Origin of the sequence: Streptomyces sp. 135 (assembly GCF_020026305.1) — a bacterium.
Lineage (GTDB): Bacteria > Actinomycetota > Actinomycetes > Streptomycetales > Streptomycetaceae > Streptomyces.
Map to the genome: position 1 here is coordinate 7,915,804 of NZ_CP075691.1, position 25,347 is coordinate 7,941,150.

Annotated in this window: 2 protein-coding genes; both read left to right on the forward strand. The window is 75.9% G+C overall.

The features are described 5' to 3' along the window. The first annotated feature begins 335 nt into the window (after window positions 1-335). A complete protein-coding gene (locus KKZ08_RS38785) occupies window positions 336-2,828 on the forward strand; it encodes an amino acid adenylation domain-containing protein (RefSeq protein ID WP_263303382.1) in 2,493 nt (830 codons plus the stop codon). Further along, window positions 2,771-25,267 carry a non-ribosomal peptide synthase/polyketide synthase gene (locus KKZ08_RS35240; protein WP_223778293.1) on the forward strand — a complete coding sequence of 7,499 codons (22,497 nt, stop codon included), beginning with the start codon at window positions 2,771-2,773 and terminating at the stop codon, window positions 25,265-25,267. Before KKZ08_RS38785 ends, KKZ08_RS35240 begins: the two co-directional genes overlap by 58 nt. The last annotated feature ends 80 nt before the right edge of the window (window positions 25,268-25,347 follow it).

Genomic DNA, 25,347 nt, shown 5'->3' on the forward strand with positions numbered 1-25,347 from the left:
GACGGCCGCGCAGCGCGGCGTCCACATCGCCGAGAAGCTCGACGGGGACGCCGGGGCGTTCCACTGCGGGGCCGTGCTCGAACTGACCGGACACGTCGAAACCGACCTGCTCCGGCGCGCCGTCGCACGAGCCGTCGCGGACGCCGAGACGCTGCGGGTGCGCTTCACCGAGCGGGACGACCGGCTGCTGCAGCACGTCATGGCGCCCGCCGCGGCGCAGGCCGAGGCCGCTCTCGCGGAAGTCGACCTCAGCGGGGCCTGGACCCGGCCGCCGCGGCGCCTGGGCGGCCGACCGGCTCGCGGCGGCCCCGGCCCTGGTCGGCGGCGACCCTCTCGTGGCGCACGCGCTGCTGCGGCTCTCCCCCTCCAGGCACCGCCTCGTGCTGACGTACCACCACGGCGTCCTGGACGGCTACGGCCAGAGTCTGCACACCGCCCGGATCGCCGAGGTCTACACCGCCCTCGCGGCGGGCCGCACCGTACCGGGGTCCACCGCGGGCAGCCTCGCCGCACTGGTCGAACAGGACCGCGCCTACGAGGAGTCCGCCAGGCGCGAGGACGACCGGGCGTACTGGCTGGAGAGGCTGGCCGGGGCCGACGCGCCGGGGCCGAGCCGGTACCGGGGCGCCGGCCCGCGAGTGCGCAGCAGGGGCCGCCTGACCGAGGAGCGGACCAGGCCAGTCGTCGAGGCGGCCCGCGCGGCCGGAGTGCCCTGGACGGTCCTCGTGATCGCGCTCGTCGCCGCTTACCGCAGGGCGGTCGGCGACCGGGACGAGGTGCTGTTCGGGCTGCCGCTGACCACTCGCGTCGGCCGCGCCGCGCTGACCACCCCCGGCATGCTCGCCAACGAACTGCCGCTGCGCCTCGCGGTCGGCCGCTGGGACACCCTCGCCGACGTCGTGGGCCGGGTGCGCGGGGCGCTCGGCCCCGCGCTGCGCCACCAGCGCTACCGCGGCGAGCAACTGCGGCGCGAACTGGGCTGGACAGGGGCCGGGTTCGGCGCCCTGATGGTCAACGTGATGGCCTTCGACCGTACGCTGCGCTTCGGTTCCGTCGAGGCCGTCACCGACCAGCTGTCCACCGGGCCCGTGCACGGGCTCACCCTCAACGTCCACGGCGCGCCCGACGGCAGCGGCGGCCTGGCGCTCGACCTGCACGCCCACGCCGACGAGCACTCCGAGGCCGAGCTGGCCGCGATCCGCGACGACCTCATCGGCCACCTGCTGCGGGCGTCCGCCGACCCCGGACGCCCGGTGGGCGCGATGCTCCCGCGCTCCGTAGACCGCGACGCCGCACCGGACGGATCGCTCCGGGGCGCCGGCGTCCCGCGGGCCCCCTTCGGGCCGAACCTCGCCGCGGCCTTCGAGCGGCGCGCGGCCCACGAGCCGACCGCGCCGGCCGTCGTCGAAGGCACCACACGCGTGACGGCGGGCGAACTGAACGCCCGTGCCAACCGACTGGCCCGACTGCTGCTCGCCCGGGGGGTGGGCCCGGAGTCGCCGGTGGGCCTGTACCTGCCGCGCTCCCTCGCACAGGTGACCGCGGTGCTCGCCGTGGCGAAGGCGGGCGGCGCCTACGTGCCGCTGGACCCCGACTACCCGGCCGGGCGCGTCGAGTTCGTCCTGTCCGACACCGCCCCGGCCGTCGTGCTCACCACGACCGCGCTCGCCGCCGCGCTGCCGCGGACCTCGGCGCAGGTCGTCGCGCTGGACGACGCGGACGTGCTGCGCGAGCTGACGGCTGCGGCACAGGACGACCTGACCTGCGCCGAACGGCCCGCCGCAGCGCCGGAATCGGCCGCCTACGTCATTCACACCTCCGGTTCGACCGGCCGGCCCAAGGGCGTCGTCGGCGTGCACGCGGGGGTGCTGAACCGCGTGCGCTGGTTCGGCGGGACCTTCCCCCACCGCGAGGGGGAGGCCGTGCTCGGCAAGACGTCGCTGAGCTTCATCGACGGCACGACCGAGCTGTTCGGTGCCCTGCTGAACGGCCTGCCGCTGGTCCTCGCCCCGGCCGGAGCGGTGGCGGCGGCGGACGGCCTCACGGACCTGGTCGAACGGCACGGCATCGGCCGGGTCACCGTCGTCCCCAGCCTGCTCGGCGCGCTGCTCGACGGCGCGGACGCCCACCGGCTGAGCGCCTGCCGCCTGTGGGTCAGCAGCGGGGAGGCGTTGACGGGGCAGGACGCCGAGCGGTTCGCACGGGCCCTGCCGGACGCCACGCTCCTGAACCTGTACGGCTCGTCGGAGGCCACGGGCGACAGCCTCTTCGCCACCTGCGAAGGGCCCGACGTCGCCCTCGGCACACCGATCTGGAACACCACGGCCCACGTGCTCGACGACCAGTTGCGGCCGGTGCGGGCCGGGGAGACGGGCGAACTGTACCTGTCGGGCGCGGGCCTCGCCCGGGGCTACCTGGACAGCCCGGACCTGACGGCAGAGCGGTTCGTCGCCAACCCCTTCGGCTCCCCGCGCGAGCGGATGTACCGGACCGGCGACCGCGTGCGGGTGCGCGAGAGCGGCGGCGTGGAGTTCGTCGGCCGCACCGACGCTCAGGTCAAGCTGCACGGCCACCGGGTCGAGCTCGCCGAGGTCGAGGCGGCCCTGCTGGGCGCGCCCGGCGTCGGCGGCGCCGCCGCGGCCTTGCACGGGGAGCGCCCCGCCGACCGCCGCCTGACGGGATACGTGACCCGCGCCGCCGACAGCTCGGCCGCCGGGGCCAGGGTCTCGACGCCGACGTCGCCGCCGGGGTCCGCCGCCACCTCGCCACCGTGCTGCCCGGCCCCGCGGTGCCCTCCCACGTCGTCGTACTCCCCGCCCTCCCGCTGACCCCGAACGGCAAGGTCGACCGGCGCGCGCTGCCCGTGCCCGACACCGCCGCGGGCACCGGGCGCCGCCCGTCGGGCCCGCGGGAGACCGCGCTGTGCGCCCTCTTCGAGGAACTGCTCGACGCCGGCGAGGTGTCGGCCGACGACGGCTTCACCGACCTGGGCGGCGACAGCATCAAGGCACTGGCCCTGGTGGGCAGGGCCCGGCGGGCCGGGCTCGCCCTGACCGCCCGCGACGTGCTGGAACACCGCACTCCGGCGGCCCTCGCGGCCCTCGCGGAACCCGTGGGCCCCGAGCGGACCCCGGCCGGGCCGCTCCCCGCGCCGCTGCCGCCCGACGAACTGGCGGCCGTCGCGGCCGCACAGGGACCGGGCGAGGTCCTTCCGCTCACCCCGCTGCAAGAGGGCCTGCTCTTCCTCGGACTGCTGGACGACCCCGACCGGCCCGACCGTTACGTGGTGCAGTGCGAGCTGGACCTGACCGGCGCGGTGGACCCGGCACGGATGCGGGACGCCGTCGGACGCCTCATCGACCGCCACGCCACCCTGCGGTCCGCCTTCCTGCACGAGGCGTTGAGCACGCCCGTGGTGTTCTGCCCGGTGCGGGTGCCCACCCCGTGGGAGCGCACCGACGTGTCCCCGCTTCCGGAGGCCAACCGGGAGCAGGCCGCGCGGCGGGCGGCCGACGAAGACCGCGCGGCGAGGTTCGACCTGTCCCGCGCCCCGCTGCTCAGGGCACGGCTGATCTCCCTCGGCGACGACCGGCACCGCCTGGTGCTCACCTACCACCACCTGCTGCTCGACGGCTGGTCGCTGCCGGTGCTGCTGCGCGAACTGCTGCACCTGTACGCGGCCGGGGCCGACGGCGCACCCGACCTCCCCGCGCCGGTGCCGTTCATCGAGCACCTGCGGCTGCTCGCCGCCCGCGACCCGCGGGCGGCGGTCGAGGCCTGGCGCACGGCACTCGCGGGACCCGTCGAGCCGACCCTCGTGGCACCGGATGGCCCCGTCGAATCCGAGGCGTCCGACGTGGCCCTGGTGCGGCTGCCGCGCCGCGCCACCCTGCTGCTCGAACGCCGGGCACGGGCAGCGGGACTCACGCTCGCGACGGTCCTCCAGGGTGCCTGGGCGCAGGTGCTCGGCGTGTTGACGGACCGCACCGACGTGGTCTTCGGCAACACCGTCGCCGGCCGGCCCGCCGAGCTCGACGGGCATGCCGAGATGGTGGGTCTGTTCGTCAACACCGTGCCCGTGCGGGTCGCCTGGCGGCCGGGCGAGCCGCTGCTCGACATGCTCGTCCGTCTTCAGGGCGAACAGACGGCACTGCTGCCGCACCAGCATCTCGGGCTCGCCGACGTACAGCGGGCCGCAGGCGTGGAGCAGCTCTTCGACACCCTGTTGTCCGTGCAGAACCAGCCGCCCGGCCGCGCCGAACTGGCGTCGGCGGCCGACGCGGCCGGCCTGCGGATCACCGGCACCGGCTTCCACGACACCACGCACTACCCCCTGGCCCTGACGGTGACGCTCGGCGACGAACTGGTCCTCCAGGTGGAACGCCGCCCGGCGCCCGGCGTACCGGACAGCGCGGCGGCCGTCGCCGACCGCGTCGCGCGGGTCCTCGAAGCCGTCGTGGCGCAGCCGCGGCTGCCGCTCGGCAGGCTCGACCTGCTGGCGCCCGCGGAACGCCGTCAGCTCCTGGCCGACGCGCGGGCGGGCACGGCTCCCGCCGGCCGGGAGCCGTCGCCCCTGACCGTTCCCGACCTGGTGCACCGGCAGATGTCGGCCGCCCCGGCCGCCGCCACCGCGCTGGTGTGCGAGGGTGAGGCACCCCTGACCTTCGCGGAGCTGGAAGCCCGCGCGAACCGCCTGGCACGGCACCTGATCGGCCTGGGCGCCGGACCCGGCACCGTCGTCGCACTGCTCCTGCCGCGCAGCGCCGACCTCATCGTGGCCCTGCTCGCCGTCCTCAAGTCGGGCGCCGCCTATCTGCCCATCGAGGACGACCTGCCGGAGCTGCGGATCGAGCGGCTCCTGCGGAGCGCCCGCCCCGCCCTCGTCGTCACGGCGGGTGCGCGGCGGCCCGTCGGAGACGCCCCGCGGGTGGACCTGGCCGACGCGGCCACCACGGCTGCCGTGGCCCGGCGCACGGCCGGACCCGTCGACGACGCCGAGCGCACCCGGCCGCTCTCCCCGGCCGACGCCGCGTACGTGATGTACACCTCGGGCTCGACCGGCCGCCCCAAGGGCGTGGTCATCGAACAGCGAGGGGTGGTCAACCTCATCACGCACCACCACGAGGCCCTGGTCGGCCCGGAGACCCGGCGGGCCGCGGGGCGCCGCCTGCGGTTCGTGCTCACCGCCTCGCTGTCCTTCGACACCTCGTGGGAGGCGCTGATCTGGATGCTGGGCTGCCACGAGCTGCACCTGCTCGGCGACGCCACCCGGCGCGACGCCGCCGCCGTGGTCGACCACCTCCGGCGTACCCGTGCGGACGTTCTCGACGTCACGCCGTCGTACGCCGAGATCCTGCTGGAGGAGGGCCTGCTCGACGGCGCCGAACGCCCGTCGGTCGTGCTGCTCGGCGGAGAGGCGGCGGGGGAGAGGCTGTGGACCCGGCTGCGCTCGGCACCGGGTGTCGCCGCCCACAACCTCTACGGACCCACCGAGTTCACCGTCGACGCCCTCGCCGCCGACCTGGCCGACTCGTCTGTCCCGGTGATCGGCAGGCCGGTGCGCGGTACCAGTGCCCTCATCCTGGACAGTGCGCTGCGCCCGGTGCCGGTGGGCATGCCCGGTGAGCTGTACCTGGCCGGGCCCGGACTCGCCCGGGGGTACCTGGGGCGGCCCGACCTGAGCGCGGAGCGGTTCGTGGCCTGCTCCTACGGCCCGCCAGGCACCCGGGCCTACCGCACCGGTGACCTCGTGCGCCGCCTCGCGGACGGCCAGGTGGAGTACCTCGGCCGCGCCGACGACCAGATCAACGTACGCGGCTTCCGCGTGGAGCCCGGCGAGGTCGAGGCCGTCCTGGGCGGCCACCCCTGCGTCGTACGGGCGGGGGTGGTGGTGCGCGCCGAACGTCTCGCGGCGTACGTGGTGCTGCGCGAGGGCGCCGCCGTGACGCCGGCCGAGCTCCGCGAGCACGCGCGTCGGCACCTGCCGAGACACGCGGTGCCGCAGTCCTTCCGCGCCGTGCCCGAACTGCCGCTGTCCCCCAACGGCAAGCTCGACCTGTCGGCGCTGCCCGACCCGGTCGCGGACCGGCCGGTCGGGCGGCCCCCGCGCGGCCACCGGGAGGAGACGCTCTGCGAGCTGTTCGCCGGTGTCTTCGGGGTGGCGGAGGTCGGCCCCGAGGACAACTTCTTCGACCTGGGCGGCCACTCCCTGATGGCCACGCGGCTGACCGGCCGCATCCGCGCCGCGCTGGGGACGCAGGTGTCCGTGCGGCAGGTCTTCGACGCGCCCACGCCCGCCGAACTGGCCGTCGTGCTGGGCCGGCCGGCGGCACCGGAGGCTTCCGAAGGGACCGCCGGGCGCGCGGCGCCACGGCCCGCGCGCGTCCCGATGTCCCCCGCCCAGCGCCGCCTGTGGTTCCTGCACCAGCTCGAATCGTCCCGCACGACGTACAACATGCCCATGGCGCTCCGGTTGACGGGCGCCCTGGACGCCGACGCGCTCGCCGCCGCCCTCGCCGACGTCATCACCCGCCACGAGATCCTGCGCACGCTCTTCGCCCAGGACGCCGAGGGTCCGCACCAGCTCGTGCAGCCGCCGCCCGGCGCGCCGTACCCGCTCGCCCCCGTGGCGACGGCCGCCGACGAGCTGGACGAGCTGCTGCGGCGGGAAGCGCTGCGGCCGTTCGACCTGGGGCAGGCGCCGCCGTTCCGGGCGACGCTCTTCCGGCTCGGCGCCGACGAGCACGTCCTGCTGCTCGTCGCCCACCACATCGCGGGCGACGGCTGGTCCGTCGCTCCGCTCGTGCGCGACCTGGCGCACGCCTACGCGGCGCGGCGCGAGGGCGCGGCGGCCGACTGGCCCGAGCCTGCCGCGCAGTACGCCGACCACACCCTGGGCCTGGCCGCCCGGCTCGGCTCGCCCGACGACCCGGACAGCCTCGGCTCCCGACAACTGGACTATTGGCGCGAGGCGTTGGCCGGGCTGCCGGAGGAGATCCCGCTCCCGCTGGACCGGCCGCGCGCCGCCGCGGTGTCCGACCGGGGCGGACGGGTGCCGTTCCGGGTGCCGGACGCCGCGTACCGTGCGCTGCTCGGACTGGTCGGTGCGGCCCGCACCACCCCGTTCGTCGGCCTCCACGCCGCGCTGTCCGTGCTGCTCTCACGGCTCGGCGGGGGCCGGGACATCCCCGTGGGCTGCCCCGTGTCCGGCCGTACGGACGCGGCGTTCCACGAGGCGGTCGGCGCGTTCGTCAACACCGTGGTGCTCCGCTGCGACCTCTCGGGGACGCCGACCTTCCGCGACCTGCTGGCCGCCGGGCGCGAGACGAACCTGCGGGCCCAGGCACACCAGGACGTGCCCTTCGAGCGGATCGTCGAAGAGCTGAGCACGGCCCGCTCGCTCGCGCGCCACCCGCTGTTCCAGACCATGCTGACCTTCGACGACGCTCCGGCCCAGGCGGTCGTCGACGCGCCCGGAGCCCGGTTCCCCGGCCTCGACGTGAGCGTCCGCGACATCCACACCGGACTGGTCAAGTTCGACATCGGCGTCACCTTCACGGCGAACGGCGGCCAGGAAGGCGGACTCCTCGGCGAACTGGAGTACCGGTCGGACCTGTTCGACGAGGAGACCGGGCAGTCGATCGCCGCACGGCTCGTGCGCCTGCTCGACGCCCTCGTCACCGACCCCGACGCGCCCGTCGGGGACCTGGACGTCCTCGGGGAGCGCGAGCGCCACACCGTGCTCACGGAGTGGGCGAGCGGTGCCCCCGGGGCCGAACCGCGGACGCTGCCCGCCCTGTTCGAGGCGCAGGCGGCCAGGACGCCGGACGCCGTCGCCGTACAGGAGGGCGCCGCCGGGGAGGCCCTCACCTACCGCGAACTGAACGAGCGGGCGAACCGGTTGGCCCGGCACATCGTGGAACTCGGCGCGGGGCCGGACACGTTCGTGGGCGTCGCCCTGCCGCGCTCGGCCGACTGGGTGGTGGCCTGGATCGCCGTCGCCAAGGCGGGCGCCGCCTTCCTGCCCGTCGACCCCGGCTATCCGCCGGAGCGCATCCGCCTCATGCTCCAGGACGCCGCGCCCCGGACGGTTCTGACGACCAGGGCACTCCACGGCGGGCTGCGCACGGCGGGCGCCCACTGCCTGCTGCTCGACGGTCCCGAGGTCGCCGCGTCGCTGCGCCGCAGGCCCGCAGGCAACCTCGAAGACGCGGACCGGACCGCGCCCCTGCGCCACGAGCACGCCGCGTACGTCATCTACACCTCGGGTTCCACGGGCGTACCGAAGGGAGTGGTCACCCCGCACACCGGGATCGCCGCGCTCTCCTCGCTCCAGACCGGGCTGCTCGGGCTCGGCACGCACAGCCGCGTCCTGCAACTGGTGTCCACCAGTTTCGACACCTCGCTGTGGGATTCCTTCTGCGCCCTGCTCTCCGGCGCGACGCTCGTCCTCGCACCCCAGGACACGCCGCTCGGCCAGGACCTGGCCGACTTCGTGCGCGAGGTCGGCGTGACCCACCTCGCGGTGCAGCCCGCGGTCGTCGCCAACCTGCCCGAAGGCAGCCTCCCCGAAGGCGTCACCCTCACCCTCAACGGGGACGTGTGCCCGCCCGACCTGGTGCGCCGCTGGCTGCCGGGCCGCAGGATACTCAACGGCTACGGCCCCACGGAGGCGACCGTCGGAGCCGCGATCTGGGACTGCGCACCCCAGCGGACCGACGGAACCGTACGGGCCGACGGGACCGCTCCGGCCACCGGGACCGTCCCGATCGGCACCCCGTTCGACGGCAAGCGCCTGTACGTCCTGGACGAGCGGCTGCTCCCCGTGCCCCCCGGCGTCGCCGGGGAGCTGTACATCGCGGGCGGCCTGGCCCGCGGCTACCACCGGCGCGCCCCGCTCACCGCCGAACGCTTCGTCGCCTGCCCCCACGGCGGGCCGGGCGAGCGCATGTACCGCACCGGCGACCGCGTGCGATGGAACCGGGCGGGGGCGGTGGAGTTCCTCGGCCGGGTCGACGACCAGGTGAAGCTGCGCGGCTTCCGCGTCGAGCCCGGCGAGGTCGAGGCGGCACTGACCGCGCACCCCCTGGTCGCCCAGAGCGTCGCCGTCGTACGCGAGGACACGCCGGGCGACCGGCGCCTGACGGCGTACGCGGTGCCCGTCCCCGGCCGTCGCCCCGACATCGCCGAGCTGCGCGAGTGGCTCGGCCTGCGGCTCCCCGCCTACCTGCTGCCCTCGGCGTACGTCCTGCTCGACGCGCTGCCGCTGACCGTCAACGACAAGGTCGACCGGCGCGCGCTGCCGAGGCCCGACACCACCCGGCCTCGGGGGCGGGAGGCCCGCGACGCCCGCGAGCGCCTCCTGTGCCGGCTCTTCGCCCGCGTCCTGTCGGTCGAAACGGTCCGCCCCGACGACGGATTCTTCGACCTCGGCGGCGACAGCATCCTCTCCATCCAGCTGGTGAACCGGGCACGCGCCGCCGGGTTCGCCGTCAGCACGCGGGACCTGTTCGAGCACCCCACGCCTGCCGGTCTCGCCGCGCTCGCCCCGGCGGCGGCCGTCGGCGGACCGGGCTCCGAAACCGGCGACGTACCGCTGACTCCCGTCGTCCACCGGCTGCGCGAACTGGGCGGCCCGGTCGGCTCGTTCCACCAGTCGGTGGTCGTGTCCGTGCCGCCGCGCATCGGTCTGGGCGAACTGACCGAGGCCATCGCGGCCGTGGTCGACCACCACGACGCGCTGCGCCTGGCCCTGACGACCGGACCGACATGGCGGCTGCGGGTGCTGCCGCCGGGCGCGGTCGACGTACGGGACCACGTGCGCCGCGTGCCGGCCCACGGCGCGGCGCTGCCGCGACTGCTGCGGGACGAGGCCGCGACCGCGCGCGCACGTCTCGCCCCGGAGCGGGGCGAGGTGCTCGACGCCGTCTGGTTCGACCTCGGCGACGATCCCGGCCGGCTGCTGCTCGTGGCCCACCACGTGGCCGTCGACGGCGTGTCCTGGCGCATCCTGCTGCCCGACATCGCCGAGGCGTGGCAGGCCCGCCGCGACGGCCTGCCGGTCGGCCTCCAGCCGGTGGGCACACCCCTGCGGGCCTGGGCGCGGGAGCTCCAGGCCCTGGCCGTGCACCCGGCGCGGGAAGCGGAACTGGACGCGTGGCTGGAGCGGCACGCCCGCCGGTCGCTCCCCGTCGGCGGGCGGCCGCTCGACCCCGCCGAGGACGTGGCCGCGACAGCGGGCCGGGTGACCCTGGCGCTGCCGCCCGAGGCCACCGCGCGCGTCCTGGACGCCACCGCGGCCCTGCGCTGCGACGCACGGGAACTGCTCCTCGCGGGACTGGCGCTCGCCGTGACCCGCTGGGACCCGCGGCGCACCGACGTACTGGTCGAGGTGGAGGGCCACGGCCGCACGGAGCACGCCGTGCCGGGAGCGGACCTGACGAGGACCGTCGGCTGGTTCACCTCGCTCCACCCGCTGCTGCTGCGACCGGGCGCGGGACCCCTCGCAGCCCTCACCGACGTCAAGGAACGCCTGCGCGCCGTGCCCGACGGCGGCATCACCCACGGCCTCCTCCGCCACCTCAACCCCGCCACCGGCCCACGGCTCGCCGCCGCGCCGAGCCCCGACTTCGGCTTCAACTATTTCGGCCGCGTCCAGGCCGACGGCGCGCGGCCCTGGACGGCGGCCGACGACGGCGCCGCCCTCGACGAGCAGGACCCGGCCACGCCCCTCCTGCACCCCGTCGCCCTCGACGCCGTCACCGTCGACGGCCCGGCCGGGCCGACGCTGACCGCGTCGTGGACCTGGGCGCGCGAGCTGGTCCCCGACGAGCGGGCGCGGCACCTGGCCGGCCTCTGGTTCACCGCACTGGGCGAACTCGCCGACCAGGAACCGGCGCTGACACCCCCTGATGTCACAGCGCCCGGTCTCACGGCGGCCGATCTCGCCGCACTCGCCGAGCTGCACCCCCGCCTCGACGACGTCCTGCCGCTGTCACCCCTGCAACAGGGGCTGCTCTTCCACCATGTGCACCACGGCACGGCGGACGGCGCGCCCGACGGCCCCGATGACTACGTGGTGCAGTGCGCGGTGGGCCTCGGCGGGCCCCTCGACCCCGGGCGGCTGCGCGGGGCGGCCGACCACCTGCTGCGACGGCACGCCAACCTGCGCGCCGCCTTCCGCCACGAAGGACTCGACCGGCCTGTGCAGGTCGTCCCCGAAGCGGCCCCGGCGCCCTGGCGGTACGCCGACCTGACCGGTCTGTCCCCCGACGAGCTGCGCACCGCGCTCGACACCACCGCGCGCGCCGAGCGCGCGGCGGGCTTCGACCTGACCCGGCCGCCCCTGCTCCGGTTCACCGTGGAGCGGACGGCGCGCGAGGAGCACCGCCTGCTCATCACGCTCCACCACATCCTGCTCGACGGCTGGTCGCTGCCCGTCCTCTTCCGTGACCTGTTGGAGTTCTACCGGGCGGGGGAGTCGTGCGGGCTGCCGGACGTGCGTCCGTTCCGTGATCATCTGGCGTGGTTGGCGGGGCAGGACCGGGACGCGGCGGTGCGTGCCTGGCGCGACGCGCTCGCCGGCCTCGACGCGCCCACGAGACTGGTGCCCGGCTGGACCTCCGCCGACCCCGCCCAGACCGTCGCCGAGCTCTCCGCCGACGACACCGCCGCGGTGGTGGGGTTTGCGCGGGGGTGTGGGGTGACGGTGGGTGCGGTGGTGCAGGCGGCGTGGGGGGTGTTGCTGGGTGGTCTGGTGGGGCGTGGGGATGTGGTGTTCGGTGTGACGGTGTCGGGTCGTTCGGCGGAGTTGGACGGTGCGGCGTCGATGGTGGGGTTGTTCATCAATACGGTGCCGTTGCGGGTGCGGTTGGATTCTTCGGAGTGTCTGGGGGATCTGGTGGTGCGGGTGCAGGGTGAGCGTGCGCGGTTGCTGGCGCACGAGCATCTGGGGCTGGCCGAGATCCAGCGGGTGGCCGGCCACGGCGAACTCTTCGACACGACCACGGTCTTCGAGAACTACCCGGTGGACGGGCAGGCGCTGGAGCGGACCGCCGCGGCGGCCGGACTGCGGCTCGGCACGGCGGACATCAGCAACGCCGGGCACTACCCCGTCACCGTGACCGTCATGCCGGGAGCGCGGCTGCGCTTCCAACTGCGCTACCCCGGCGGCGCCTTCGACGAGGCCACCGCACGGGCGACCGCCCGGCGGCTGGCCAGGCTCGTACGGCTGACGGCCGTCGAGCCCCGCACACCGGTGGCGCAGGCCGAGATCCCCGGGCAGAACGAGAGGCGAACGACCGTGGAGCAGTGGAACGGCACGACGGGCGAGGTGCCTCCGGGCACTGTCACGGACCACTTCCGCGCCACCGTCGCCCGCAGACCCGACGCCGTCGCCGTGGTGGCGGACGACGCCTCCCTGACCTTCGCCGAGCTCGACGCCAGGGCCAACCGCCTGGCCCACGCGCTCATCGAGGCGGGTGCGGGGCCCGAGACCTACGTGGCCGTCCTGCTGCCCCGCACCACCCAGTGGACCGTCGCGCTCCTCGCGGTGCTCAAGGCGGGTGCGGCGTACGTGCCGCTCGACCCGGAGCAGCCCGCCGAACGCGTCGGCCGGCTGCTGGACGCCACGGGCCCCGTCGCCGTCGTCACCCGCGCCGAGCACGCCTTTGCGTGCTCGGCGGTGAAGGCCGAGCTGTTCGTGCTCGACGGCGTCGAGACCGAACAGGCACTGGCACGCCACCGCGACGACGACCCGGGCGAACGGGGCGTGCTGCCCGAGCACCCGGCCTACGTCGTGCACACCTCGGGCTCGACCGGCGAGCCGAAGGGCGTCGTCGTCCCGCACCGGGCCCTCGCCAACCTGTACGCGAGCCACCGTGCCCGGCTGTTCCGACCCGGCCGGGACAGGACCCTGCGGGTGGCCCACCTGAGTCCCGCCTCCTTCGACGCGGCGTGGAACCCGCTGCTGTGGATGGTCGACGGACACGAGCTGCACGTCCTCGACGAGGCGACCCGGCTCGACCCGGACGCGGTGGTCGCCCGCGCCCGCACGCGGCGCCTGGACTTCCTGCAGGCCACGCCCACGTACTTCGACCGGCTCGTGGACGCGGGCCTGCTGCGCGGCGAGCACGTCCCCGCCGTCCTCGCCCTGGGCGGGGAGGAGGTCGGCCCCGCCGCCTGGGACCGGTTGGCCGACGCGCCCACGACGGCCTGGAACCTGTACGGCCCCACCGAGTGCGCCGTCGACGTCACGGCCGCGACGGTGGGCGCGGGGGACACCCCGCACATCGGCCGCCCCCTGCCCAACGCCCGGGTCCACGTGCTCGACGCCGCCCTGCGCCCGGTCGCCCCCGCAGTCGTCGGCGAACTCCACGTCGCGGGCGCGGGCCTGGCCCGCGGCTACCTGGGGCGGCCCGACCTGACGGCGGAGCGGTTCGTCGCCGACCCGTTCGGCGCCCCGGGGGACCGGCTCTACCGAACCGGCGACCTGGCCCGTTGGCGGCCGGACGGCACCCTGGAGTTCGCCGGGCGCGCCGACGACCAGGTGAAGCTGCGCGGCTTCCGGATCGAGCCGGGCGAAGTGGCGGCCACGCTGGAGAGCCACCCCGGGGTGGCCGCCGCCGCCGTGACGGTCCGCGAGGACCGGCCCGGCGACCGGCGGCTGACCGCCTACGTGGTCCCGTCCGCCACGCGCACCGGGGGCGATCTCCCGGACCTGCGGGCCTTCGCGGCGTCGAAACTGCCCGACCACATGGTTCCGGCCGCCGTCCACGTGCTGCAGGAGCTGCCGCTGACCGCCCACGGCAAGCTGGACCGGCGGGCCCTGCCCGCCCCCGAACCGGCCACCACCGCCCCCGGCCGCGCTCCCGCATCCGAGCGCGAGGCCGTGCTGCGGCAGCTGTTCGCCGACGTCCTCGGCGTCGAAGGGGCAGGGGTCGACGACGACTTCTTCGGCCTCGGCGGTGACAGCATCCTGTCCATGCAGCTGGTCAGCCGCGCCCGCAAGGCCGGACTGGCCTTCTCGACGCGCGATGTGTTCGAGCACCGGACCGCGGCCCGGCTCGCCGCCGCCTCGGTCCGGGCGCGGGACGCGGAGCGCGCCGCCCCCGTGGACGACGGGGTGGGCGAGGTGCAGCTCACCCCCGTCATGGTCCGCTTCGCCGAGTCCGGCGTCCGCGTCGACGACCACGCGCAGACCGCCGCTGTCCGGCTGCCCGCGGGGATCGCCCACCAGCACCTCACCGGAGCCCTCCAGGACCTGGTCGACCACCACGACGCGCTCCGCCTGGTCCTGGAGTCCGACGACGCGGGCTGGATGCTCCGGGTACGGCCGCGCGGCACGGTCGACGCGGCGTCCTGCACCGAGCACCTGAGCGCGGCCGAAGCGGCGGATGCCGGCCACGACGTGCACGCGCTGACCGCCCGGGCCACGGCGCGACTGGCGCCCGGCACCGGATCCGTCGTGCGGGCGGTGCACGCCGTCGGAGGCGACGGGCCCGACCTGCTCGTGCTCGCCGTGCACCACCTCGCCGTGGACGGGGTGTCCTGGCGCATCCTGCTCTCCGACCTCGCCGATGCCGTGCGCGCCCGCGCGGCCGGACAGCGGCCGCAACTTCCCCCGGTACGGACGTCGTTGCGCACCTGGGCCGACCAGCTCACCGAGCAGGCCGCGTCCCGGCGCACCGAACTCGGGCTGTGGAAGGACATATTGGAGGCCCCCGACCCGCTCATCGGCGCACGCCCCCTGGACCCCGAGCTCGACGGACCGGGCACCCTGCGCCGCAAGACGGTCACCCTCCCCGACGCGCTCGGCCGGGCGGTGCTCGCCGACGGCTCCCGCACCGACCACCTGCTGCTCGCCGCGCTCGCCGTGGCCGTGCGCGGCTGGCGCGCCGCACGGGGCCACCGGCACGACACCGGCCTGCTCGTGGACATCGAGGGGCACGGCCGCGCCGAGCACCTGGTGGCGGGCGCCGACCTGTCGCGCACGGTGGGCTGGTTCACCAGCGTCCACCCGCTGCGGATCGCGACCGGCGGACCGGACGCGGACGACGCGGCGCGCACCGCGCTGCGCGAGACCGCCGCGAGCCTGGCGGCCGTTCCGGACGGCGGCGTCGGATTCGGCATGCTGCGCCACCTCAACCCCCGTACCGCGCCCGTGCTGGCACGCATGCAGACGCCGCAGATCATGTTCAACTACCTGGGCCGGGTGGCCGCGCCGCAGGAGAGCGGATGGTCCGTGCTGGCCGAGGGGTTCGACGCCGCGGACGACACGGGAACGGCGCCCGGCCATGTGCTCGGCCTTGACGCGGTCGCAGTGGACGACGGGTCGGGCCCCCGCCTGGCCGCCACCTGGTCGTGGGCCGGCGAACTGCTGCGCGACGACGATGTCGCGGATCTGGAGGCGCTGTGGACCGAGGCCCTGCGCACCTTGACCCGCGACCCGGGCGACGGCCCCGACGACGGCGACACCGGCGGCGGGGGCGGCGGGCCCGGTTCCCGCGGCCCGTCGGCGCCGGGGTCGGGACCCGTACGCCTCGCCCCCGCCGACGTGGACCTGTCACCGCTCACACCGGCCGAGCACGATCGTCTCGTGGCCACAGGGCCCCCGCTGGAGGCCGTGCTGCCGCTGACCCCGCTGCAGGAAGGGCTGCTGTTCCACCACGCCCTCGGGCAGGACGCGCCGGACGTCTACAACGCCCAGGCGAGCGCCGACCTGACGGGCACGCTCGACGCGGCCCGCCTGCGCACCGCCATGGACCTGCTGCTGGCCCGCCACCCGAACCTGAAGGTCAACTTCCGGTTCGATGGCGTGCGTACGCCCGTCCAGGTCGTCCCCCGGGAAGTCCGCGTGCCCTGGGCGGAGGCGGACCTGCGGGGGCGGCAGGACCCCGCGGCAGAAGCCGCGCGTCTCGCGGACGACGCGCGCAACCAGCGGTTCGACCCGGCGAACGGGCCGCTGCTGCGCTGCCTGTTGCTGCGCGTCGCCGACGACAGGCACCGGCTCGTCATCACCAACCACCACGTCCTGTGGGACGGCTGGTCGCAGCCGATCCTCTTCCGTGACCTGTTGGAGTTCTACCGGGCGGGGGAGTCGTGCGGGCTGCCGGACGTGCGTCCGTTCCGTGATCATCTGGCGTGGTTGGCGGGGCAGGACCGGGACGCGGCGGTGCGTGCCTGGCGCGACGCGCTCGCCGGCCTCGACGCGCCCACGCTGCTCGCCCCCGCCCCCAAGGGCACGGCCGAGCGGCCCCGCCGCCTGGAGACCACCGTCGACGCGACCACCTCCGCCGCGGTGGTGGGGTTTGCGCGGGGGTGTGGGGTGACGGTGGGTGCGGTGGTGCAGGCGGCGTGGGGGGTGTTGCTGGGTGGTCTGGTGGGGCGTGGGGATGTGGTGTTCGGTGTGACGGTGTCGGGTCGTTCGGCGGAGTTGGACGGTGCGGCGTCGATGGTGGGGTTGTTCATCAATACGGTGCCGTTGCGGGTGCGGTTGGATCCTTCGGAGTGTCTGGGGGATCTGGTGGTGCGGGTGCAGGGTGAGCGTGCGCGGTTGCTGGCGCACGAGCATCTGGGGCTGGCCGAGATCCAGCGGGTGGCCGGCCACGGCGAACTCTTCGACACCGCGCTCGTCGTGGAGAACTACCCCGCGGGCGCCGAGGCCGCCGAGGTCGTCCCCGGCCTCACGGTCACGGCCGTCGACGGTTACGACGCCACGCACTTCCCCCTCGCCCTCGCCGTACAACCCGACGACGTGCTGCGGCTGCGCCTCGACTGCGCCCCCGACCTCTTCGACGACCGCGAACTGACCTCGGTGGCGGACCGCTTCACCCACCTGCTGCGCCAGATCTGCCGCACACCGGACCGGCGGGTGGCGGCCACCGAACTGCTCACCCCCGGCGAGACCGCCCACCTGGACGCGGCCTGGAGCCGGGGCCCCGATGCGCCGCCGCACGCGTTCTGGCACCGGCTGGTCGAGCAGCGCGCCGCCCGCAGCCCCGGCAGCACCGCGGTGACGGACGGGCGGACCTCCCTCACCACCGCCGAACTGAACGAGCGGGCCAACCGGCTCGCGCGCCTGCTGATCGCCCGCGGCGCCGGACCCGAGCGCTTCGTCGCCGTGGCCGTGCCCCGCTCGGCCGACCTCGCCGTCACCCTCCTCGCCGTCGCCAAGGCGGGCGCCGCCCACGTGCCCGTCGACCCCGCGCACCCCGACGAGCGCACCAGGCTGGTGCTCGACGACACCGCGCCCGTACTCCTGGTCACCACCAGCGAGGTCGACCTCCCAGCCCACACCGTGCCCACGGTGGTGCTCGACGCCCCCGGCACCCGACGCGACCTCGACGCGCTGCCCGCCCACGACGTACGGGACGGGGAACTCGGCCGCCCCCTCCATCCGCGGCACGCCGCCTACGCCGTGCACACCTCCGGCTCCACGGGCAGGCCCAAGGCGGTGGTCGTCACACATCAGGGCCTGGCCGCACTCGCCGCGGGGCAGATCGCACGGTTCGCGGTGCGCCCGGAGAGCCGCGTCCTGCAGTTCGCGTCCAGCACCTTCGACGCCTCCGTCTCCGAACTCCTGCTCGGCCTCCTGTCCGGCGGCACGGCCGTGTTCGCGTCCGCCGACCGGCTGCTGCCGGGCCCCGGCCTGACCGCCCTCCTCGCGGAGGCGCGCATCACCCACGTCACCCTGCCCCCGGCGGTGCTCGCCGTCCTGCCCGACGGCGCCGTCCCCCCGGGCGTCACCGTCACCGTGGCCGGCGACGCCTGCACCAGCGACGTCGTACGCCGCTGGGCACCGGGCCGCCGCCTGGTGAACGCCTACGGCCCGACCGAATTCACCGTCTGCGCCACCATGACCGAGCCGCTGGCGCCCGAAGCGGGGGCGCCGCCGATCGGCCGCCCCATCGCCGGAGCCACGGTCCACGTCCTGGACTTCGCGCTGCGGCCCGTGCCGCCGGGCGTCACCGGCGAGCTGTACCTCGCGGGACCCGCCCTCGCCCGGGGCTACCTGAACAACCCCGCGCTCACCGCCCAGCGGTTCGTCGCCGCCCCCGGCGGCAGCCGCATGTACCGGACCGGCGACCTCGTGCGCCGGCGGGCCGACGGCACCCTCGACTTCGTGGGCCGCTCCGACGACCAGGTGAAGGTGCGCGGGTTCCGCGTCGAACCGGCCGAGGTCGAGGCATGCCTGAGCCAGGAGGCCGGGGGCGCCCGCTGCGCCGTGACGGCGGACGGCGAGAGCCTCGTCGCCCTGGTCGTCGCCGAACCGGGAGCCGACCAGGACCCGGCGGCGCTGCGGGCCGCGCTCGCCCGGCGGCTGCCCGCCCACCTCGTCCCCTCCTCCGTACTGCTCGTGGACGACCTGCCGCTGAACCGCAACGGCAAACTCGACCGCGCAGCGCTGACCGTCCCCCGTGCCGGGGCCACGCGCGCCGCACGCGCTCCGCGCACCCCGCACGAGGAGATCCTGTGCGGCCTGTTCGCCGACGTGCTCGGCCTCGACGCGGTCGGCGTCGACGAGAGCTTCTTCGACCGGGGCGGCCACTCGCTCACCGCGGTCCGCTTGGTCGCCCGCATCCGCGACGCACTGGGCGCGGAGCTCTCGGTGCGCGACGTCTTCCAGGCGCCCTCGGCCGCCCGGCTCGCCGTCCGGGTGGCGCGGGCCGGGACAGCGGGTCCGGCGCTGCGGGCGGGGGTGCGCCCCGAGCGGTTGCCGCTGTCGTTCGGGCAGCGGCGGCTGTGGTTCCTGCACCAGCTGGAGGGTGCGGGCGCGGCGTACAACGTGCCGTTGGCCCTGCGGCTGAGCGGTGAGCTGGACCGGGAGGCGCTGCGGTCGGCGCTCGGCGACGTGGTGGCGCGGCACGAGAGCCTGCGGACCGTGGTCGCCGAGGACGCCCAGGGCCCGTACCAGGTCGTACGGGACGTGGCCGACGCCGAACCCGAGCTGGCGGTGGTCCGGTGCCCGGAGACGGAGCTGGCGGCGGAACTGGCGGCAGCCGCACGGCACGCCTTCGACCTCACGGCGGAACTGCCTTTGCGGGCGGCGCTGTTCGAGCTGGGCGCGGACGAGCACGTGCTGCTCGTGCTGGTGCACCACATCGCGAGCGACGGCTGGTCCGTCCGCCCCCTGGTGGGCGACCTGAAGGCCGCTTTCGGCGCGCGGCTGCGGGGCAGCGAACCGCGGTGGCGCGAGCTGCCGGTGCAGTACGCGGACTTCGCCGTCCGGCAGCGGGCGGCGCTCGGCTCGGAGGACGACCCGGACAGCGCGCTCGCGGCGCAGATCGCGTACTGGCGGGAGCGGCTCGCCGACCTGCCCGCCGAGATCGATCTGCCCGCGGACCGCCCCCGCCCCGCCACCGCGTCCGGGCGAGGCGACCGCGTGGAGTTCACCGTGCCCGCGGACGTCCACGGCGGCGTGGTGCGTCTGGCCCGCGCGGCGGGTGCGACGGTGTTCATGGTGATGCAGGCCGCGCTCGGGGTGCTGCTCTCGCGCTCGGGTGCGGGGGACGACATCCCGGTCGGCGCGCCCGTCGCGGGGCGCGGTGACGCGGCGCTCGAGGGCTTGGTCGGGTTCTTCGTGAACACGCTGGTGCTGCGCACCGACGTGTCAGGCGACCCCACCTTCCGCGAACTGGTGACGCGGGTACGGGAGCGGGACCTGGAGGCGTACGCGCATCAGGACCTGCCCTTCGAACGCCTGGTGGAGATCCTCAACCCCGAACGCTCCGCCGCCCGCCACCCCCTCGTCCAGACCGTGCTGACCTGCCACACCGCCGACGACATCGCCGCGCTCGACGCCGCGGGCGACTTGCCGGGGCTGAGCACCGAGCCCGTCCCCGTCGACACCGGCGCAGCCAAGTTCGACCTGGACTTCGAGTTCGGGGAGACCCTCGCCGACGGAACCCCGGCGGGCATGACCGGCACCCTCGCCTACAGCGTCGACCGGTTCGAGCAGGACACCGCGCGCGCCCTCGTCGACCGGCTGCTGCACCTCCTCGCGGCTGCCGCGGCCGACCCCGACGCGAAGGCGGCCGACCTCCCGCTGATGGACGCCGCCGAGCGGGAACGGGTGCTGAGCCACGGACGGCAGGCCGGTGCGTACGTCCTGGACGTGCGACTGCGTCCGCTCCCGGTGGGCCTGACCGGCGACATCCACGAGCTGACCGACGAGCCCGGCGACGGGTTGCTCGCCGATCCGTTCGGCCCGCGCGGCCGGTGGCTCAGGGCGACGGGGGAGCGGGGCCGTTGGACCGCCGACGGTGAACTCCTGCGCCACGGCGAGACCGAAGGACGCGACGCGGGAGGCACCGGCGGCGGGAGCGGAACCGCCCGGCGGGGCGCGGGCGCGCCGGTCCCGGTGCGCCCGACGGCGCCGCGGACCCCGCAGGAGGAGATCCTGTGCGGCCTCTTCGCCGACTTCCTGGACGTGGCAGCGGTGGGTCCCCACGACTCGTTCTTCGACCACGGCGGGCACTCCCTGGCCGCGATCCGGCTGGTCAACCGGGTCCGCGCCACATTCGGCGTCGACCTCACCATCGCCGGCTTCTTCGAGCACCCGACCCCGGCGGGCACGGCCGCACTGCTCGTCGACCGTCCAGCGGGTGCCGACGCAGCCGTGCTGCGCGCGGGCCCGCGCCCGCAGCGGCTGCCGCTGTCGTACGCCCAGCGCCGGCTGTGGCTCCTGCACCGGCTGGACGGCCCGGGGGCGGCGTACAACGTCCCCATGGCGCTGCGGCTGCGCGGACGTCTGGACCGGGAGGCGCTGCGGGCCGCCCTGCGCGACGTCGTGGCACGGCACGAGAGCCTGCGCACCGTCTTCGCGGAGGACGCCGAAGGACCGCACCAGAGGGTACTCGCCGCGGGCACGGACGTCCCCTGGCACATCGAGGACGTGCCGGACGAGGAGCTGGCCGAGCACCTGGAGCGGGCCGCGGGCAGCCCCTTCGACCTGTCCGGGGAAATCCCCCTGCGGGCCTTCTTGTTCCGCACGGCCCCCGACACCTGCGTACTGCTGCTCGTGATGCACCACATCGCGGGCGACGGCTGGTCGGTCGGTCCGCTCGCCCGGGACTTCGCGGCGGCGTTCGCGGCCCGGTGCGCGGGCACGGCGGCCGACCTGCCCGCGCTCGCGGTGCAGTACGCGGACTACGCCCTGTGGCAGCGAGAGGTGCTGGGCAGCGAGGACGACGCGCGGAGCACCCTCGCGCGTCAGCTCGACTTCTGGCGCACGGAGCTGGTGGACCTGCCGTTGGAGCTGGACCTGCCGGTGGACCGGCCGAGGCCGGTCGTGGCCGTCCAGCACGGGGGCCGGGTGGAGTTCACGGTGCCCGCGGACGTGCACGCGGGCGCGGCGCGACTGGCCCGCGAGTCCGGTGCGACGGTGTTCATGGTGGTGCAGTCCGCGCTGGCCCTGCTGCTGTCACGGCTCGGCGCGGGGGACGACATCCCGGTCGGCGCGCCCGTCGCGGGCCGCGGTGACGCGGCGCTCGAAAGCTTGGTCGGGTTCTTCGTGAACACGCTGGTGCTGCGCACCGACGTGTCGGGCGACCCCACCTTCCGCGAACTCGTGGACCGCGTGCGGCACGCGGACCTGCGTGCGTTCGCCCACCAGGACCTGCCCTTCGAGCGGCTGGTCGAGGCCGTCAACCCGGAGCGCTCCGCGGCCCGCCACCCGCTGTTCCAGGTGTCGCTCACCGTGGAACCGGATGACGCGGACAGCGCGCCCCCGGTGCCGAGCGTCCCCGGGCTGACGGCGGAACCCGTCCCCGTGGGCACCGGAGCCGTCAAGTTCGACCTGTCCTTCGGCCTCGGCGAGCGCCCCGACGGCGGGTGCACGGGGTCACTCCAGTACAGCGCCGAACTGTTCGACCGGGAGAGCGCCGAGCTGATCGCGGCCCGCCTGGTGCGGCTCCTGGCCTCCGCGGTGGCCGAACCCGACCGGAGCGTCGGCGGCCTCGAACTGCTGCCGTCCGGCGAACGCCACCTGTTGCTGACCGAGTGGAACGACACCGCCGACGGCACCCGGAGCGCCACCCTCCCCGAGCTGTTCGAGAGCCAGGCGCGGCGCACCCCGGACGCGTCGGCGCTCGTCACGGGCGTGTGCGAGCTGAGCTACGCCGAACTCGACGTCAGGGCCAACGGCCTCGCCCACGAGCTGATCGCCCGCGGTATCGGCCCCGAGGACGTCGTCGCCCTCCTCCTGCCGAAGTCCGCGGCCCTGATCGAGTGCGTCCTGGCGGTCGGCAAGGCGGGCGCGGCCTGGACCCCCGTCGACCCCGCCCTGCCCGACGCCCGCGTCACGGCCCTGCTCGCCAACTGCGCCGCCGCCCTGGTCCTCACCGACCGGTCCGGCGCCGCACGCGCCGGGGACGTGCCCGCGGTCGCCGTGCGGGACCTCGACCCGAGTGCCGGGCCCCGGCACGCGCCCACGGACCGCGACCGGGTCCGGCCGCTGCGCCACCACAACGCCGCGTACGTGCTGCACACGTCGGGGTCCACCGGCACCCCCAAGGGGGTCGTCGTTCCGCACACCGGTCTGGCCGCGCTGGCCGCCGAGGAGCGGGAGCGGTTCGCGGTGCGGCCCGACAGCAGGGTCCTGCAACTGTCCGCGCCCGGCTTCGACGCGCTGGTGCTCGAACTGACCATGACGTTCACCGCCGGTGCCACCCTCGTCGTACCGGAGCCGGGGCCGCTGGCGGGCGACCTGCTGGCCGACACCGTCGACGCCCACCGGGTCACGCACGCCCTGGTGCCGCCGGCCGCGCTCGCGACCGTGCCCCGGCACCGGCTGGCCTCCCTCACGACGCTCGTGGTGGGCGGCGAGGCGTGCGGGCCCGAACTCGTCAGGGCCTGGGCCCCCGGGCGCCGCGTGGTCAACGCGTACGGGCCCACCGAGTCCACCGTGATGGCCTGCGCGTCCGACCCGCTCGACGGCGACGACGGCGTGCCGATCGGCCGACCGGTCCGCCACACCCGCGTGTACGTACTCGACGCCGCTCTGCGGCCGGTGCCGGTCGGAGTCCCCGGCGAGCTCTACGTCTGCGGCGACGGGGTGGCCCGCGGCTACCTCGGGCGCCCCGGGCTCACCGCCGAGCGCTTCGTGGCCCTCCCGTACGGGACGCCGGGCGAGCGGGCCTACCGCACCGGTGACATCGTCCGCCGCCGCCGCGACGGCCGCCTCGACTTCCTGGGGCGCGGCGACGACCAGGTCCAACTGCGGGGCGTCCGCGTCGAAACGGGCGAGGTGGAGGCCGCGGTGGCCGCCGCCGACGGAGTGGCCGCAGCGGTCGTCACGCTGCACACGGCAGGCGACGTGCCGCGCCTGGTCGCCCACGTCGCGCCCGAGCCGGGTGCGTCCCCCGACCCCGCCGCGGTCCGCGCGCACGCCGCCCGCCTGCTGCCGCGCCAACTGGTGCCCGCCGCGGTCCTCGTGCTCCCGTCCCTTCCGGTGAACGCCCACGGCAAGGTCGACCGCGCCGCGCTGCCCGCACCCGACTTCACTCCGGCGGCCGGGTCCCGCGCGGCCAGGGGGGCGCACGAGGAGACGCTGGTCGGCCTGTTCGGGGACGTCCTGGGCGTGCCGGGGGTCGGTGTCGACGACGGCTTCTTCGACCTGGGCGGTGACAGCATCCTCGCCATCGACCTGGTCGGTCGGGCGCGCCGCGCCGGCCTCGTACTGACGCCGCGCCAGGTCTTCGAGCACGCCACCCCGGCCGGGCTTGCGTCCGTCGCGACCGACGCCGCAGGGGCGGTCGGGGAACCGGCGGGCAGCGGGGTGGGCCAAGTGCCGCTCACTCCCATCGTGTCCTGGCTGCGCGACAGCGGGACGCCCGTCGCCCGCTTCTGCCAGTCCACGCTCGTCCGGACCCCGCCCGGCCTGACCGCCGACCACACCGCGACCGCGCTCGCCGCGCTGGCCGACCACCACGACGCCCTCCGGCTGACCCTGGCCGCCGAGGACGGCCGGTGGGAACTGCACGTGCGCGAGGCGGACCCGACCGGCGCCGCGGACCGCCTGCGGCACGTGGACGTCCGCGCCGCGGACGACGCCGAGCTGCGGCGCGTACTGGCCCGGGAGGGGGAGGAGGCCCGCGCCCGGCTCGACCCGACGCGCGGAGCAGTCCTCCAGGCGGTCCTGTTCGACCGGGGGCCCGACCGGGACGGGATGCTGCTGCTCGTCGTCCACCACCTCGCGGTGGACGCCGTCTCCTGGCGGATCCTGCTGCCCGACCTCGCCGAGGCGTGCCGGGCGGCGCGGGACGGACGGCGCCCCGGCCTCCAGCCGGTGGGCACCTCGCTGCGCACCTGGGCGCGGCGCCTCACCGAACTGGCGCGGGACCCCGCACTGGCCACCGACGCGACCCGCTGGGCCCGCACGCTGCGCCGGCCCAGGGTCGCCCTGGCCGACCGCCCGCTGAACCCCGCCGTGGACCTGGTCGCCACGGCGCGCCGGCACACCGCACGGCTGTCGCCGGAGACGACCGCGCTGCTGCTGACGGACGCCCCCGCCGCCCACAGGTGCGAGACCAAGGACCTCCTCCTCGCCGCCCTCGCCTGGGCGGTGGCCGACTGGCGGGACGCCGGCGGCGCCGCGGCCGTCGTCGTGGAGGTCGAGGGGCACGGCCGCGACGAGGACCTGCTGCCCGGCACCGATCTGTCCCGCACGGTCGGCTGGTTCACCACCACCCATCCCACGCGCCTCGAACTGCCCGCCCCGGACCGCGCACGGGCCTGGTCCGACCCGGGCGCGGCGGGGCGACTCCTCGGCGACGTCCGCGAGCAGCTGGCCGAACTGCCCGAACGCCGCGCGGGATACGGGCTGTTGCGCCACACCGGTGCGCACCCGCTCCTCGCGGAGCTGCCCGCGCCCGAGCTGGCCTTCAACTATCTGGGCCGGATCACCCGGAGCCTCGCCACGGGCACGGACGCCTTCGCTCCCGTGGCCGGCCACGACACGGGTGGCGATCAGGACCCTGCCGCGCCCCTGCCTCAACTCCTGGAACTGACCGCCCTGGTCGCGGACGGCGACGAGGGGCCCGAGCTGTCGGCCACGTGGACCTGGCCGTCGACCGCGCTGTCCCGCGAGCGGATCGGCGAGCTGGCCGACCTGTGGATCGCCGCGCTCGACGTGCTCGCCCGGAGCCCCGGCGCTCACGGCGGCCTCACCCCCGCCGACGTGGCCGTGACGCACATGAGCCAGAACGAGATCGACGAGTTCGCCCTGGACCTCGACGACCTCGACGACCTCGACGAGCGGGCCGGGTGAAGGGCCGGGGCCGGGGGGTCTTTTCGCTCCGTCTAAACGGTCTGGTCCGACCGCCGTCGCACTGGAAGAGTCAGGGCATC